The sequence below is a fragment of the Terasakiella sp. SH-1 genome, assembly GCF_004564135.1.
Taxonomy (GTDB): domain Bacteria; phylum Pseudomonadota; class Alphaproteobacteria; order Rhodospirillales; family Terasakiellaceae; genus Terasakiella.
In genome coordinates this window covers 3,333,180-3,345,860 of sequence record NZ_CP038255.1, presented here as the reverse complement: position 1 = coordinate 3,345,860, position 12,681 = coordinate 3,333,180, and the positions used below count along the sequence as shown (strand labels likewise).

At 49.2% G+C, this 12,681-nt stretch carries 16 protein-coding genes; 4 read left to right on the top strand and 12 right to left on the bottom strand.

Annotated elements, in window-relative coordinates; all coding sequences use genetic code 11:
- Nucleotides 1–97: 97 nt before the first annotated feature.
- Both E4K71_RS15705 and E4K71_RS15700 read left to right on the top strand, forming a co-directional pair.
- On the top strand, nucleotides 98–904 hold the full coding sequence (locus E4K71_RS15705) for a MotA/TolQ/ExbB proton channel family protein (protein WP_135081217.1): 807 nt from the start codon (nucleotides 98–100) through the stop codon (nucleotides 902–904).
- A gap of 3 nt (nucleotides 905–907) precedes the next feature.
- Nucleotides 908–1,873 (top strand): flagellar motor protein MotB, encoded by a 966-nt coding sequence (locus E4K71_RS15700; protein WP_135081216.1) that lies wholly within the window; start codon nucleotides 908–910, stop codon nucleotides 1,871–1,873.
- Nucleotides 1,874–2,023: 150 nt separating this feature from the next.
- Here E4K71_RS15700 and ppa read toward each other — a convergent pair whose 3' ends face one another.
- The 11 genes from ppa to E4K71_RS15650 all read right to left on the bottom strand — a co-directional run bounded on the left by ppa (nucleotide 2,024) and on the right by E4K71_RS15650 (nucleotide 10,037).
- On the bottom strand, nucleotides 2,024–2,548 hold the full coding sequence (gene ppa / locus E4K71_RS15695) for an inorganic diphosphatase (RefSeq protein ID WP_135081215.1): 525 nt from the start codon (nucleotides 2,546–2,548) through the stop codon (nucleotides 2,024–2,026).
- An 87-nt stretch (nucleotides 2,549–2,635) separates the two neighbouring features.
- Entirely contained in the window at nucleotides 2,636–3,967 is a 1,332-nt protein-coding gene (locus E4K71_RS15690; RefSeq protein ID WP_135081214.1) for an AmpG family muropeptide MFS transporter, read from the bottom strand.
- The gene (locus E4K71_RS15685; protein ID WP_135081213.1) at nucleotides 3,967–4,416 is read right to left on the bottom strand and encodes a hypothetical protein; all 450 of its coding nucleotides are present in this window, start codon (nucleotides 4,414–4,416) and stop codon (nucleotides 3,967–3,969) included. The genes E4K71_RS15690 and E4K71_RS15685 overlap by 1 nt, the downstream gene beginning before the upstream one ends.
- An 11-nt stretch (nucleotides 4,417–4,427) precedes the next feature.
- On the bottom strand, nucleotides 4,428–5,078 hold the full coding sequence (locus E4K71_RS15680; protein WP_135081212.1) for a polymer-forming cytoskeletal protein: 651 nt from the start codon (nucleotides 5,076–5,078) through the stop codon (nucleotides 4,428–4,430).
- 15 nt (nucleotides 5,079–5,093) lie between these two features.
- Nucleotides 5,094–5,789, bottom strand: a complete 696-nt coding sequence (locus tag E4K71_RS15675) for an EI24 domain-containing protein (RefSeq protein WP_135081211.1) — start codon at nucleotides 5,787–5,789, stop codon at nucleotides 5,094–5,096.
- Between the two features lie 77 nt (nucleotides 5,790–5,866).
- Nucleotides 5,867–6,796, bottom strand: a complete 930-nt coding sequence (locus E4K71_RS15670) for an alpha/beta fold hydrolase (protein ID WP_135081210.1) — start codon at nucleotides 6,794–6,796, stop codon at nucleotides 5,867–5,869.
- 8 nt (nucleotides 6,797–6,804) lie between these two features.
- Entirely contained in the window at nucleotides 6,805–7,752 is a 948-nt protein-coding gene (gene gshB, locus E4K71_RS15665; RefSeq protein ID WP_135081209.1) for a glutathione synthase, read from the bottom strand.
- A 98-nt stretch (nucleotides 7,753–7,850) separates the two neighbouring features.
- Nucleotides 7,851–8,018, bottom strand: coding sequence for a hypothetical protein (locus E4K71_RS18290; RefSeq protein WP_167730617.1), 168 nt, complete (start codon nucleotides 8,016–8,018; stop codon nucleotides 7,851–7,853).
- Between the two features lie 192 nt (nucleotides 8,019–8,210).
- Nucleotides 8,211–9,056, bottom strand: coding sequence for a transglutaminase-like domain-containing protein (locus tag E4K71_RS15660; RefSeq protein WP_135081208.1), 846 nt, complete (start codon nucleotides 9,054–9,056; stop codon nucleotides 8,211–8,213).
- On the bottom strand, nucleotides 9,043–9,675 hold the full coding sequence (locus E4K71_RS15655; protein WP_135081207.1) for a BON domain-containing protein: 633 nt from the start codon (nucleotides 9,673–9,675) through the stop codon (nucleotides 9,043–9,045). Before E4K71_RS15655 ends, E4K71_RS15660 begins: the two co-directional genes overlap by 14 nt.
- The gene (locus E4K71_RS15650) at nucleotides 9,672–10,037 is read right to left on the bottom strand and encodes a YraN family protein (protein WP_135081206.1); all 366 of its coding nucleotides are present in this window, start codon (nucleotides 10,035–10,037) and stop codon (nucleotides 9,672–9,674) included. The genes E4K71_RS15655 and E4K71_RS15650 overlap by 4 nt, the downstream gene beginning before the upstream one ends.
- 73 nt (nucleotides 10,038–10,110) lie before the next feature.
- Between E4K71_RS15650 and E4K71_RS18485 the strand changes: the two genes are divergently transcribed.
- Nucleotides 10,111–10,206, top strand: coding sequence for a CCDC90 family protein (locus E4K71_RS18485; RefSeq protein ID WP_240796830.1), 96 nt, complete (start codon nucleotides 10,111–10,113; stop codon nucleotides 10,204–10,206).
- A 159-nt stretch (nucleotides 10,207–10,365) separates the two neighbouring features.
- On the opposite strand, the gene rsmI is transcribed toward E4K71_RS18485, so the two are convergent.
- Entirely contained in the window at nucleotides 10,366–11,301 is a 936-nt protein-coding gene (rsmI, locus tag E4K71_RS15645) for a 16S rRNA (cytidine(1402)-2'-O)-methyltransferase (protein ID WP_135081205.1), read from the bottom strand.
- On the opposite strand from rsmI, the gene E4K71_RS15640 reads away from it, so the two are divergent.
- A complete protein-coding gene (locus E4K71_RS15640; RefSeq protein WP_135081204.1) occupies nucleotides 11,268–12,680 on the top strand; it encodes a penicillin-binding protein activator in 1,413 nt (470 codons plus the stop codon). The two genes, rsmI and E4K71_RS15640, sit on opposite strands and share 34 nt — an antisense overlap.
- Nucleotide 12,681: the final 1 nt, after the last annotated feature.

The window sequence follows — 12,681 nt, the reverse complement described above, 5'->3', positions numbered from 1 at the left end:
CCACGACAAGCCCGAGATTGCCTCTTGTGTTCTGGGGAAAGAGGTTGCACACTATGGCTAAACAAGAAATGATAGATATTGGAAAGAGATAGCGTCTATGCAGTTTGATTTTGCGACCATTGCCGGTTTGATTATTGGCTTGACTGTGGTAACGCTGGCGATCCTTTCCGGTTCGGATATCACAATCTTTTTCAACTTGCCGGGTTTATTAATCGTTGTGGGCGGAACTTTTGCGGCCACATTGATTAAATTCCCCTTGTCCGGGATTTTTATTTCCATTCCCATCGGGATTCGCGCCGCTTTCACTGTGCAGAAAGAAAAACCGCGTGATTATATTCGCCAGGCAATCCAGCTGGTGAAAAAAGCCCGCAAAAACGGTATTCAGTCCTTAGAGCGTAATAATTTGAAGAACCCTTTTTTTGTGAAAGGGGTACAGCTTTGTGCGGATGGTCGCGACCTGGATTATATTCGCAAGATTCTGACACAAGAAATGGCAATGGCGATCCAGCGTGAAGAAATCGGTGGGAAAATCTTCAGGGCCATTGGTGATAGTGCGCCTGCTTTTGGGATGTTTGGGACAATCGTCGGCTTGATCCAGATGCTGTCCAATATGAATGACCCCACCACGATTGGTCCGGCGATGGCGGTGGCGTTATTGACAACCCTTTACGGGGTTTTGATTGCCAATCTCATTGCTTTGCCGATTGCTGATAAACTGGAATCAAAATCGGCTGAAGATAAGGCTTTGCGGTCCTTGATTATTGAATGTGTTTTCCAAATTCAACAAATGCAAAACCCAACGGCCATGTTGGAGATTCTTGAGCCTCATCTGCCGGAAAAACAGCGTCAGGCAGGCGTTGATGCGGCTTATACAGCGGGGCGCGATGCCAAGAAAAAGCGATAGTCGATGAAAACACTGGATGAAGAAATAGAGGCCATAGACGGCTCGAAGATTATCAAACATGGTCATGATGCGCCGGCCTGGATGGTCACTTATGCCGATTTGATGTCGCTTCTTTTTGCCTTGTTTGTGCTGTTGCTGTCTTTTTCTGAGGTCAATGACAATAGCTTTCAGAAAAATGCAGGCCCCATGCGTGAAGCTTTTAATCAGAATTCTGATTTTCAAACGGATGAAGAATCGCACCTATCTGGGGGACGTGGCATTCTTTCCGGGGTGAAGTCTGTGCCCATGGATATTCCTGAAACCGATGATTTGCGCGAAGCCATGGTGGCCCAGTTACGCCGTTCGCTGGCGCGTGACATTGCCAGCAATCTGGTGGAGCTGGAAGAAACAAAACTGGGGGTGATTATTCGTTTTCCATCCGAAACAGCCTTTGAATCCGGTGGGGCAGAACTTGCCATAACGTCATATGCCAGTTTGGATAAGATTATTCCGATTTTGGCAAAGACACCGGGGGATATCAAGGTTGGGGGCCATACGGATGATATTCCGATCTCTACCTTACAGTATCGGTCAAACTGGGACTTGTCCTCAGCACGCGCCACATCGGTGGTGCATCATTTCTTGCGCAGTGGCAAAATTCCAAAAGAACGCATGACATCGCAAGGTTATGCCGATTCCCGCCCGCTGGTTGTGGGTAAGACAAGCCAAGCACGGGCGCGTAACCGTCGGGTAGAGATTGCGGTGGAAGTACCAGAAGATACCCGTGATGCGCAGAAAATACTGGAAAAAATGGAACAACCCAAACGTCGGGTCTGGACCATTGAAAAAGGGGAAAAACAATTACTTCCCGGTGCTGAGCCGATTGATCTGGAAAAACGAAAAAAGGATGCCCGTGACTTAGCAGATGAGCTTAATAAAAACAGTGGCACTACCTTCCGTCAGGATCTGAATTCCATTGGTCGCGAATAAAGTAAAGTCGCTTTTGTGAAAGCGGAGCCCTTTTTCAAGCGGGACGGAGATTCCCAATCAAGTTGGAAATGACATAAATATAAAAAAAGCCCGGTAGTTTGGAACTACCGGGCTTTTTAACTGGATCAGCGTTTATGCTGCGTCTGGGCCTTAGCCGTTTGCGCGCTCAACACCTTCTGTGATCAGTTGTTTGGCTTTTTCAGCGCCTTCCCAACCCATGATCTTAACCCATTTGCCTTTTTCGAGGTCTTTATAGTGCTCGAAGAAGTGTGCGATTTGGGACAGAACGATTTCCGGCAGGTCTGTGTGTGTTTTCACATCAGAATACATCGGGTGCATTTTGTCAGTCGGAACCGCCAGAACTTTTTCGTCCATGCCGCCGTCATCTTCCATCATCAGAACGCCGATCGGGCGTGCAGCGATAACTGCGCCTGGAATGATGCTTTCCGGTGCGAGAACCAAAACGTCTACCGGGTCGCCGTCATCAGACAGTGTGTGCGGAATGAAGCCGTAGTTTGCCGGATAGTGCATCGGTGTGTGCACAAAGCGGTCAACGAAGATCGCGCCGCTGTCTTTGTCGAATTCATATTTTACCGGAGCTGCACCGGCAGAAACTTCGATGATTACGTTGACGGACTCAGGTGCGTCGCCAACTGGAATCTTTTTGATATCCATGGATTTTCCTCACACTTTATGCGGAGCCCCAATATGCGACCCCCTACAAACTTTGCAGGCGCACTCTAGCCAAGAAAACTGCCTTTTTCAAGCAGGATTCTCATTGCTTTGGTCATACCTCTTGATCATCCAAACCAGCAAAATCAAGGCGGGTGCGGCAATGGTTGAACAGGCGATAAAGAACCAGGTCCAGCCGACCATTTCAGCCAAAATACCGGACAAGGCGGCAAACATATCACGCGGGATAGCCATGAATGAACTGAGTAAGGCATATTGGGTGGCGGTATAGGCCGTATTACATTGGGAAGACAGATAGGCGACAAAGGCGGTGGTGGCCATGCCTGCAGTGACATTTTCCCCAGAAATGGCGACCATAAGCATGGGGATATTGTGACCCACTTCGGCCTGAATGGCAAAAAGCAGGGTCGATAACATCTGTACGACCCCGCAATAAAGCAGGGCGCGCATGACACCGTAGCGATAAACCACAATGCCACCGATCATACCGCCAATAATGGTTGCTGCCAGTCCAAAGACCTTGGTGACTGAGGCAATTTCAGTCCCGCTAAAACCGATCTGATAGTAAAATGGATTTGCCATTGCCCCGAGCATGGCTTCGCCCATTTTATAAAGAACAATAAAGACCAAGATCCAGAGCCAGCCTGCACGGGTCATGAAATCCTTAAAGGGATGAATAACGGCGATATTGATATTGGCAATCAGGGACGCCAGCCAGCGGGCTTTGCCTTTCTGGATCAGTTCTTCACAATGTTGGTCACGTTCTTGTTTCTGGGCTTGTGCCGCCAGGTTTTCCGGTTCCCGGTTGAGCAAAATGGTGATCATTCCGATAGCGATAAGACCGCCCATAAGGGTGTAAACCAACGGCCAGGACACCCAGTCTGACAGGCCAATGGCTACAGCACCCGCGATTAACATACCCAAGCGGTAGCCATTGACGTACATGGCAGCCCCTGCGCCTTGTTCATCGTCTTTGAGCAATTCAATGCGATAGGCATCAATCAAAATATCTTGCGTGGCGGAGAAAAAGGCCACAAGCACGGCAAAAAGGGCGGTTATTTCAGGGGTTTCAGCCGGACTGGAATGACCAAGACCCACAATGGAGGCCATGAGACAAGCTTGGGAAAGTAAGGCCCAACTGCGGCGATGACCGATCAGTTTGGCAAAAAGGGGCAGACGCAGCTGGTCAATCAGCGGAGCCCACAGGAATTTGAAGGTATAAGGCAGGCGGGCCAGCGAGAAAAAGCCGATGGTGGCAAGGGAAACACCTTCCACGCCTAGCCAATAGGACAAAGTGCCATAAACCAATAAAAGAGGCAGGCCACTTGAAAAACCCAGAAACAGAATGGCGAGGACACGTTTATCAAAATAGATTTTCGACGCCTCAAACCAACTGCGCATCAGCTTTGACCCATCAAGATGGTCTGAAAGCAGCTGGGCTGGCCATTTTGATCCAGTTCCGGGCCGCGTAATTCACTGTGATCAACAGACAGGCCCCGGCGGTCTTCGTAAAGAAACAGGTCTAAAATGCAATCTTCATGGCGATACTGCCAAATTTCGACCCCGTTGTCTTTTCGCACGAAACTAGGGTCGCCCAAGACTTGTTTGACGTCAAAAGAAGACATGCCGACCAGTTTGATAGGCTGCGATGTTTCATCAAGGCCAAAGGATTTCATGGCGGCAAGCCGTTGAGGCGGCAGGTTTGATTGTGCAGCCTGCTCCGTTGGGGAAGGTGTGGTTGTTTCGATACCGTCACGATACATGTCGTGTGTGTTTGAACTTCCACAGGCCGATAAAAGCAACACGCCGCCCAGTGACAGGGCAGAGGCGGCGCGATGTAAGCATTTCATGAGTAAGGCTTTTATTTGCTGTTTTCGTTACGTGCAGCGGCAATTTCATCAGGGCTGAGCGTTGCCATAGAGCCAGCAATCTCACCACCTTCTTCAATGACGATGCGGCCATAACGCACATCGCCTTTCACACGGCCCCCACTTTTGACCGTCAGTGTTTTATAAGCGTACAGTTCGCCGTCAAACACGCCGGAAATAAAGGCTTCTTCCACATGGGCGGTACCTGTGTACACCCCACCATTTGCCACATCAAGGACACGGGCATCTGTGATTTTAGCATCCACCTGACCTTCAACAATCAGGGTTTCACAGGCTGTGATTTCACCACGCAGGGAGATTTCGCGGCCCACTGTCAGGGTGCGCGGGTCCTGATAGGTGCGTTGATCACCACGACGCGGGGTTGCCCCCGGAATATCCATCAGGCGGCGGGCGGCAATATCAGGGCGATAACCAGGAGATGAACCGGTTGAAGCCGCACTGGGTACGGCGGGTTTGCTGGGTGGTGTTGTGGTGGAGGATGTATGTGACCCTTTGGCCGAAAATGGCTTGAGGGGCGGCAATTGTTCAACTTTTTCTGCGCTGTTTTCAGCAGCAGGCTGGTTGGTTTTTGCGTCTTTGGTTTCGGTGGTTGTTTTGTCGCCGTCTTTATTACGCCCAAACATACTCACACATACTCCTTAAAGGTTTTGTTGTTCCAGCATCAGAAATTTTGGTTCCTGACGCCAGCTGTGAAAAAGATGCACCATCACGGCCGTACCGACCACAGGCGCTAATAGGTTTACCAGAGGAATCGTCAACAGGAAAGCAGTCAATGCACCTGCGATAAGTAATCGCCCCTGATACGCCTTGCGCAATGCTTTGGCCTTTTTTACACCGACACGGCGCTGGCCTACCAGCTCAAAATACTCCCGACTTATTAAATAGCCGTTAAGGAGATAGAAAACCAACAGGTTTACAGCCGGAAAGAGAATGTAAATCGGCAAGGCCAGCACATTCAGCAGGATCATGACACTGGAAAACTTAAGTGCTTCGACCAATGTTTCCCCCCAAGGCAGGGAATTGGCTGGGGGCAAGTCCGGGTAATGTTTGTTTTCAACTGCCTGGGCGATATCTTCCAGCAAAAAGCCAATAATGACAGAGGCCACAGCGGGAAACAGCAGCCAGACGACAGCCACTGTGGCAATGGAGCCGAGCCAGTCAATGGCGACATCGACCCAGGGGATATTGACCAGAACCGCATCAAATAAAAATCCGGTTACGGCACTAAACAGCAGCAAGAAGGTGATAAAAGCGCCCAATATTCCCATAAATACGACTTTTCGAAAGGTCGGGTCGGGGAGTTGGGCAAAGGATTTTGTAAAGGCGCCGATCATTTTTGTTTTCTATATGGTTGATGTCATCCTTGCGCAGATGCGCGTTACTATCGCTTTATGTAGCCCGAAGCCCCTGTCTATGAAAGGGCTTTATCCAGAAAAATGAGCATTAAGTGATGAATTTTTGCATGCTCCCCGGCGCGATTAAAACCGGGATCATCGTTGGCCAGTTCCCCCAATGTGGCTTTGGCATCTTCACGAACCGGGGAGAGATAAGAAAAATGCCCAGCCTTTGGCGTGACATGATAGTCACACCCTGCGGGGAGGTTTTGTTGAATGTCGTGGGCGTGAAACGGGTTGCGCAAAATCATATCACGTTCCGCCCTGAAAACTTGTATCGGGCAGGTGATGTCTTGCAGGCTGGCTTTCGGGAACAGCCCGCCGCTAACCGGGGCCAGTGCAATGCAGGCTTTATATCGGGGGTCAGCCATGGTGGGCAGGTAATCATCGTCAAAACCATCGCGCACAATGACTTCATAACCGCTGAAGATCGGGTCAAATTCCCGGTTTGTGCGGATATGTTGACGCAATCCTTTGACATAGGGGCGTGCGCCGACACAAGTGAGTGCCGTATAGCCGCCAAGGGAAAAACCAAAAACGGCAATGCGTTGAGGATCAACACAAGCCCCCCATGTTGGGTCGCCTAAAAAGGCATCAAGGGCCGATTTCATATGGCGGGACCGATATTGGTAGGTATGGGCGGAACCGACACCACGGTCATCGAAAAAATTATTCTTTGGATGTTCCGGTGCAAGGACCATATAGCCGTTTTCAGCCAGCATTTCTGCTGTTTTACAATGACCAAACCGGGTGCCGCCGGACCCGTGGGATATCATGATCAGGGGAAAGCGCCCTTGTGCAATTTCGCCTTTCTTGGCGACATGCATGTCATAGACCCCTTGTGTGAGCTGTTGGGCTTTGGTGTGCGTTGGATACCAAAGCCCACAAGGGACAGGTCCATCAGGGTCACTTACCCGATAGGAAGAAAAGCCGGCAAAATAGGGCATTGATGATTTTATTTCTCAAATTTACTTTCAATAGCGTCCCAGATATCACCTTCCAGACAGGCACCATTGAAGCGGTTAATCTCTTGAATACCTGTTGGTGATGTTACGTTGATTTCTGTCAGGTAATCACCAATCACGTCAATACCGACAAAGATCATGCCCCGTGCTTTCAGGTCAGGGCCGATGCGTTCACAAATTTCCTGTTCACGCGGGGTCAGATCTGTTTTGGCAGCTTGCCCACCGACATGTAGATTAGATCGTGCTTCACCTTCAGCCGGGATGCGGTTTACCGCACCAGCAGGTTTGCCATCGACCAGAATAATACGTTTATCACCTTTGCGCACATCGGGCAGGTAGGCTTGAACCATGACAGGTTCACGATAGAGTTCTGAGAACATTTCAATCAGGGAATTGAGGTTCTCATCACCCGGCTTGATATGGAAAACACCTGCCCCGCCATTGCCAAACAGCGGTTTAACAATAATGTCTTTGTGTTTTTCCCGGAAAGCATCAATCTGTTCCTTGTTACAGGTGATTAATGTCGGGGGCATCAGGTCGGCAAATTTGGTGACGAACAGTTTTTCCGGGGCGTTGCGCACTTCTGCCGGGTTATTCACCACAAGAGTTTGGGGATGTACATGTTCCAGCAGGTGGGTTGCGGTGATATAGGCCATGTCAAATGGCGGGTCCTGACGCATCAACACCACATCGACATCATCAAGCAGGTCAATCCAGCGTCCTTCGCCAAATTCATAGTGATTGTTTTGTTCGCGTTGCAGGGTCATGGGATGGGCATACGCAACAACGCGGCCATCCACCATTGTCAAATCTTGCGGCAGGTAATGATAGAGTGCATGGCCCCGTTTTTGAGCTTCCAGGCCAAGAACGAAGGTGGAGTCTCCATTAATATCAATAGAGTCAATCGGGTCCATCTGAATGGCAACGCGCAAAGACATGTGAATTCCTTAAGGTCGATCTAAAATTAAGTCTTGTCCAAACATATAGATCAAGATGAAGGCATACGCCAGTTGCAGATGGGAAAAAATTACGCCCTTTAGGCCGGGCAGTCGTTTGTTTTGACATCACCCCAAATGAGAAAACGGCCTCGGGAAATTTCCCGTTTTTCTTTGGTAAAGGGGTTTTCACTGATTGAGACTTCAAAGTCAGAATAAGGGATGTCTTTTTTTTCTGTAAGTGAGCGGGGGCTTGTGTGAGCTTGCATGGTCTATTCCTAACAAAATATATAGAACTTTTGTTCCCTCATTTTTTTATACTTATTTGTTCTTTGTATTTTTGAGAAATATCGAAAATGCCTTCTGCCAACATCACCCGTATGAGGGGGAGCAACGCAAAAAATTAGACTTTCGTCGTATGGTTTTGTGAATGCAGGGATAAGAGCTTGAAATATAACTCTTTAATCTTCTGTCTTTTTTTCCAGGTCCTGCACAATATGTTGGACATGACGAATAGCATCGCCATCTGTCGTATATTTAAGGGATACATTAAGAGAGTCTATCGCCTCTTCAAGTTGTCCGGTTCGGGCCTGTAATAATCCGGTTTCGCGCCAGAAGGCGGCAGATTCGGGCTCAAGACAAAGGGAGGCTTGCAAGATATCGAGAGCTTTATCAATTTGTTGGCATCTCAAGAAATGCGCTTTGATTGAAGCAATATAGCGCATGCTCAAAGTTTTGGGGCTAAGGTTTTGATAGAGTTCCGGTTGCAGTTCGGCTTCGGCCCCGCCGATGACTTTGATCATTTGGCGCAAGGTATAGGTATCAATCTCAACGCAGCCATGAAACGGGTCCAAAATGGTGCGTTTATTACTTTCATCCAGACAAATCAGACTGTAGCCGGGAAAATTCAAGGCATGAATAGACCAGCCGCAGGCTTGGGCACAATGTAGATAGAGCAGGCTGAGAGACAGCGCAGTACCACATTTATGATCGAGCACGCTAAACAGGTTTAAATGATCAAGATCATCAAAGGCATCTTCATCGCCATGAAACCCCATGTCCTGACTTAAAATTAATTGCAGGCTGGAGACTTTGGCTTCCAGAACAGATTGATAATTACAAAGCTGGCGAAATCGTTTGTCCAGCTGGGCGATGATGTCACTGATTTGGTTATCGTAACTTTCAAGACGGGCAGAAGGTTTGAGGATTTTGGAAACCAGAAAAGCAGCCTTGAGGGCGTCAAAGCTGTGATCATCTTGATGGGCAAGTTCACTTAGGTCCCGTATCAGACGCTCAGGCAGGTTCATGCTTAAGACTTAATTTGTTGGGGTTTTGTTTAAACATGGATTTACGGGGTTTGATTTCCACATGGGAGACCACCTTGCGCACATAAGAAATGGATTTGGCGTGGGCAATAAAACGGTTGAGTTCTGCCGGGCTTTGGGCCAGACCAATCAGATAAACTGTGCCGCCTTCGGTTTCAAAGCGATAGTTGATGTCCATGATCTGGGCATCAAAGGTCACAGAAGCCAGCAAGCTGGTATCAATCCAGGTGTCATAGGCAAAATTTTGCAAATCTGATTCGGCTTGTAGGATAATTTCGTTAAAAACGTCCTGAATTCCGGTGACTTCCCATGTTTTTGCAACGGCTTTTGCACGTTGTTCTTCTGTTTCTACCGCCCCAATGATCAGGGCTTTGGCATTATAGACAATGACGGTAAGGTTTGTGGTGTAAGACAGGTCTTCATTGGCCCATTTGGTGATAATGTCTGCTTTTAAGGTCAGGTCATCAGTGACCCCTTGCAGGCCGCGTTCTTCCATGGCGTAGGTGCCCGCAGTGGTACCCAGAGAGGTCAACATGCCCACGGGGGTACAGGATGTTAGTAAAAAACCACCAAGAACCAGTCCAGTTAAACGACGTCTCATTTGCCTTCACACCATGCGTTTTCAATATGCTCAGGCCAGTGCCAGGGGGCAATGGCAATCAAATCGAATCGGATATCACATGTAGAATAGCGCGGGTTTCCAGAAAGAAAAGCCTTTGCCGCATTGATCTGACGTTTTTGTTGGTGGAGGCTTAACGCACTTAAGGCATCACTGCGGTTTTTTCGGGACTTTACTTCAATAAAACACAGCTGATTTCTACGTTTGGCAAGAATATCAATCTCCCCAAGGGGATGGCGTAGATTGCGTTTGAGAATGTGATAGCCTTTGACCCGTAAATAGAGACAAGCAAGGGTTTCCCCCCATTGCCCATAGGAAAAGGCTTTGCGTTTTTGATCTTTCATACACAAAGCTATGAATGGGGCAGGGGGAAAATCCGTCACGTCCTTTCACCCATATTTATGAAAGGATTAAAGGATGGGTGTTTTGATTTTTGATACACACGCATTTGTGAAAAAACTGGTGACAGCGGGTATGCCGGAGGCACAGGCCGAGGTAATTGCCAACGAATAAACGCGTCTGATTGATGAAAACTTAACCACCAAACACGACCTGAAACAGCTTGAAATGTCGATGCAGCAGATGGAACAACGCATTACCATTCGTACAGGGGTTATGATTTTTGCGCTTGGCGGTTTTTTGGCAGCAATTAAATTCTTTGCTTAGACAACGCTATTTCGACAGTTCCAAGGCCCGATTATAGACCATGCGTTTTTTAAGCCCGGTGGCATCGACCACTTCGGCAACTGCATCGCGAACAGAAAGTCGAGAAAGGGCGTTTTCTAACAAGGCGTCCAAATCTTCTGCGCTGGTTTCACTGGCGCTGTCATCTGGTGGGCCGATGACCAGAACGACTTCACCACGCACTTCTGCATCTTTATACGATTCTGCCAGTTCCGTTAAGGGCGCACGGCGAACTTCTTCAAATCGTTTGGTGAGTTCACGTGTGACCGCAGCTTCACGATTGCCTAAAACCTCAGCCATATCGGCCAGACATGCGCCCACGCGGCGTGGCGATTCCAGTGTAATCAGGGTGGCACGCACGGCTTTAATTTCTTCCAGTGCTTTTTTACGGGCCGCTGTTTTATTGGGTAAGAAACCAAGATAGAGAAAGCGATCACTGGGCAGGCCGGATAGGACCATGGCCGTGATGACAGAACTGGCCCCCGGTGCACTGGTATAAGGCAGGCCCAGTTCGGCACAATCGCGCACCAGTTTATAGCCGGGATCGTTAATCAAAGGCGTGCCAGCATCGCTGACCAGTACCACGGTTTCCCCGCCTTGCAGTTTTTCAAGGACCTTGGGGCGCATCTTTTCAGCGTTATGTTCGTGATAGGCGATGCATTTCTTTTTGGAAATGCCATGAATCATCAAGAGTTTGCCTGTCACACGGGTGTCTTCGCACAAGATGGTATCGGCTGTTTTTAACAGCTCAAGGGCGCGCAGGGTAATGTCTTGGGCATTGCCGATCGGGGTTGCGACAATATAGAGTCCAGCAGTCCCTTTACTCTGTTGCGTGCTAAGGGTACTCTCTTGCGCAAATTGATTGTTTTCTTGGTTGTCTTGGGGACCCGATGTTTCTAAATCCGCGTGTTTATCTTTTGCCATTGCTGCTCGCCATCACTTTGGTATTAAGCGCTTGTCAAACCGTTGAAATACCCAAATGGTGGGAAGTTCCGGGAACGACACCTCAGGCCCGTGGCCCTGCACCGGGTAGTTATGACCCAACAGCGGCCCCACGACAAGGAAAAGAGATTCAGCCCTGGGACCCAAGCCAGCCAACCGTGCAGCAAGCCGATGCGCAAGCCAAGTCTCAGGAATGGATGACCCAATATGATGTGCGCGGCGGCGTGCGTGCTGCCCGTGTTGGTTTGTTGGTGCCTTTATCTGGGCGTGCGGCCAAGGTGGGTCAAGAAATTATGAATGCAGCCCAGCTTGCCCTGTTTGATTTTGCCGGACCGAATTATGAGCTGTTGCCGTATGATACGCAAAGTACACCGGAAGGGGCGGTTCAGGCTGCGCAATATGCGATTTCCGATGGGGTTTCGATCATTGTGGGGCCGCTTTTGTCAAAATCAGCCCAAGCCATTGCGCCTTATCTGCAAGCCGCCAATGTGAATGCGCTGGCCTTCACCAATGATTCCACCGCAGCCAGTCAGAATGTTTTTGTGATGGGGGTGCGCCCGGAAGAAGAGGTTGAGCGCATTATCAATTTTGCCGTGCTGCAAGGCTCAACCCGCTTTGCCTTGCTGGCCCCTGCGGATGAATATGGCATCCGTATTCGCACTGCTTTTGAAGCCGCTGTTCAGTCCAACGGGGTGGAACTGTCAAAAATCGTACAGTTTTTAGGCAGTGATGACCTGCCAGCGATGATCCGGGAAATGGCGGATTATGATATTCGCCGTCAGGACTTACTGGAACAAAAGAAAGAGCTGGAAGGCAAGGAAGACGCACTATCACAAAAAGCGCTGGAGCGTTTGGAGCTGCTGCAAACAGTGGGTGATGTGGATTTTGATGCCTTGCTGGTGGCTGCTGGTGGTAAGACCCTGCAATCTATCGCAGCGAATTTGCCCTATTATGATGTAGACCCGAAAAAAGTGCGTATGTTAGGCACCAGTCTGTGGGAAGCCAAATGGGTTCGTGCGGAACCTGCTTTGTTAGGGGGGTGGTTTGCCGCCCCAAGTGCGAAGAACCGGGGTGATTTTGTGCGCCAATATCAATCCGTTTACAGTTCAGCCCCGCATCGTTTGGCGACCTTGGCTTATGATGCCGTGGCCTTAAGTGCGGTGCTGGCTAATGATAAGGGGGAAGCCGATTACAGTCGGGCGACCCTGACAGATCCGGCAGGTTATCTGGGGCGTAACGGTATTTTCCGTTTGCATAGTTGGGGGCTGGCTGAACGGGGGCTGGCGATTATGCAGGTTCAGAAGAAAAGCTTTAGAGAAATTTCCCCGGCACCGAAAAGTTTTGCGCCAGTTACAAATTAGG

Coding starts and splice junctions, on each gene's coding strand:
- E4K71_RS15700 (WP_135081216.1), top strand. CDS start 908: ATGAAAACACTGGATGAAGAAATAGAGGCCATAGACGGCTCGAAGATT.
- E4K71_RS15675 (WP_135081211.1), bottom strand. CDS start 5,789: ATGATCGGCGCCTTTACAAAATCCTTTGCCCAACTCCCCGACCCGACC.
- E4K71_RS15655 (WP_135081207.1), bottom strand. CDS start 9,675: ATGAGACGTCGTTTAACTGGACTGGTTCTTGGTGGTTTTTTACTAACA.
- E4K71_RS18290 (WP_167730617.1), bottom strand. CDS start 8,018: ATGCAAGCTCACACAAGCCCCCGCTCACTTACAGAAAAAAAAGACATC.
- E4K71_RS15690 (WP_135081214.1), bottom strand. CDS start 3,967: ATGCGCAGTTGGTTTGAGGCGTCGAAAATCTATTTTGATAAACGTGTC.
- E4K71_RS15705 (WP_135081217.1), top strand. CDS start 98: ATGCAGTTTGATTTTGCGACCATTGCCGGTTTGATTATTGGCTTGACT.
- gshB (WP_135081209.1), bottom strand. CDS start 7,752: ATGTCTTTGCGCGTTGCCATTCAGATGGACCCGATTGACTCTATTGAT.
- E4K71_RS15670 (WP_135081210.1), bottom strand. CDS start 6,796: ATGCCCTATTTTGCCGGCTTTTCTTCCTATCGGGTAAGTGACCCTGAT.
- E4K71_RS15685 (WP_135081213.1), bottom strand. CDS start 4,416: ATGAAATGCTTACATCGCGCCGCCTCTGCCCTGTCACTGGGCGGCGTG.
- E4K71_RS15680 (WP_135081212.1), bottom strand. CDS start 5,078: ATGTTTGGGCGTAATAAAGACGGCGACAAAACAACCACCGAAACCAAA.
- rsmI (WP_135081205.1), bottom strand. CDS start 11,301: ATGGCAAAAGATAAACACGCGGATTTAGAAACATCGGGTCCCCAAGAC.
- E4K71_RS15640 (WP_135081204.1), top strand. CDS start 11,268: ATGTTTCTAAATCCGCGTGTTTATCTTTTGCCATTGCTGCTCGCCATC.
- E4K71_RS15650 (WP_135081206.1), bottom strand. CDS start 10,037: ATGAAAGATCAAAAACGCAAAGCCTTTTCCTATGGGCAATGGGGGGAA.
- E4K71_RS18485 (WP_240796830.1), top strand. CDS start 10,111: ATGGGTGTTTTGATTTTTGATACACACGCATTTGTGAAAAAACTGGTG.
- ppa (WP_135081215.1), bottom strand. CDS start 2,548: ATGGATATCAAAAAGATTCCAGTTGGCGACGCACCTGAGTCCGTCAAC.
- E4K71_RS15660 (WP_135081208.1), bottom strand. CDS start 9,056: ATGAACCTGCCTGAGCGTCTGATACGGGACCTAAGTGAACTTGCCCAT.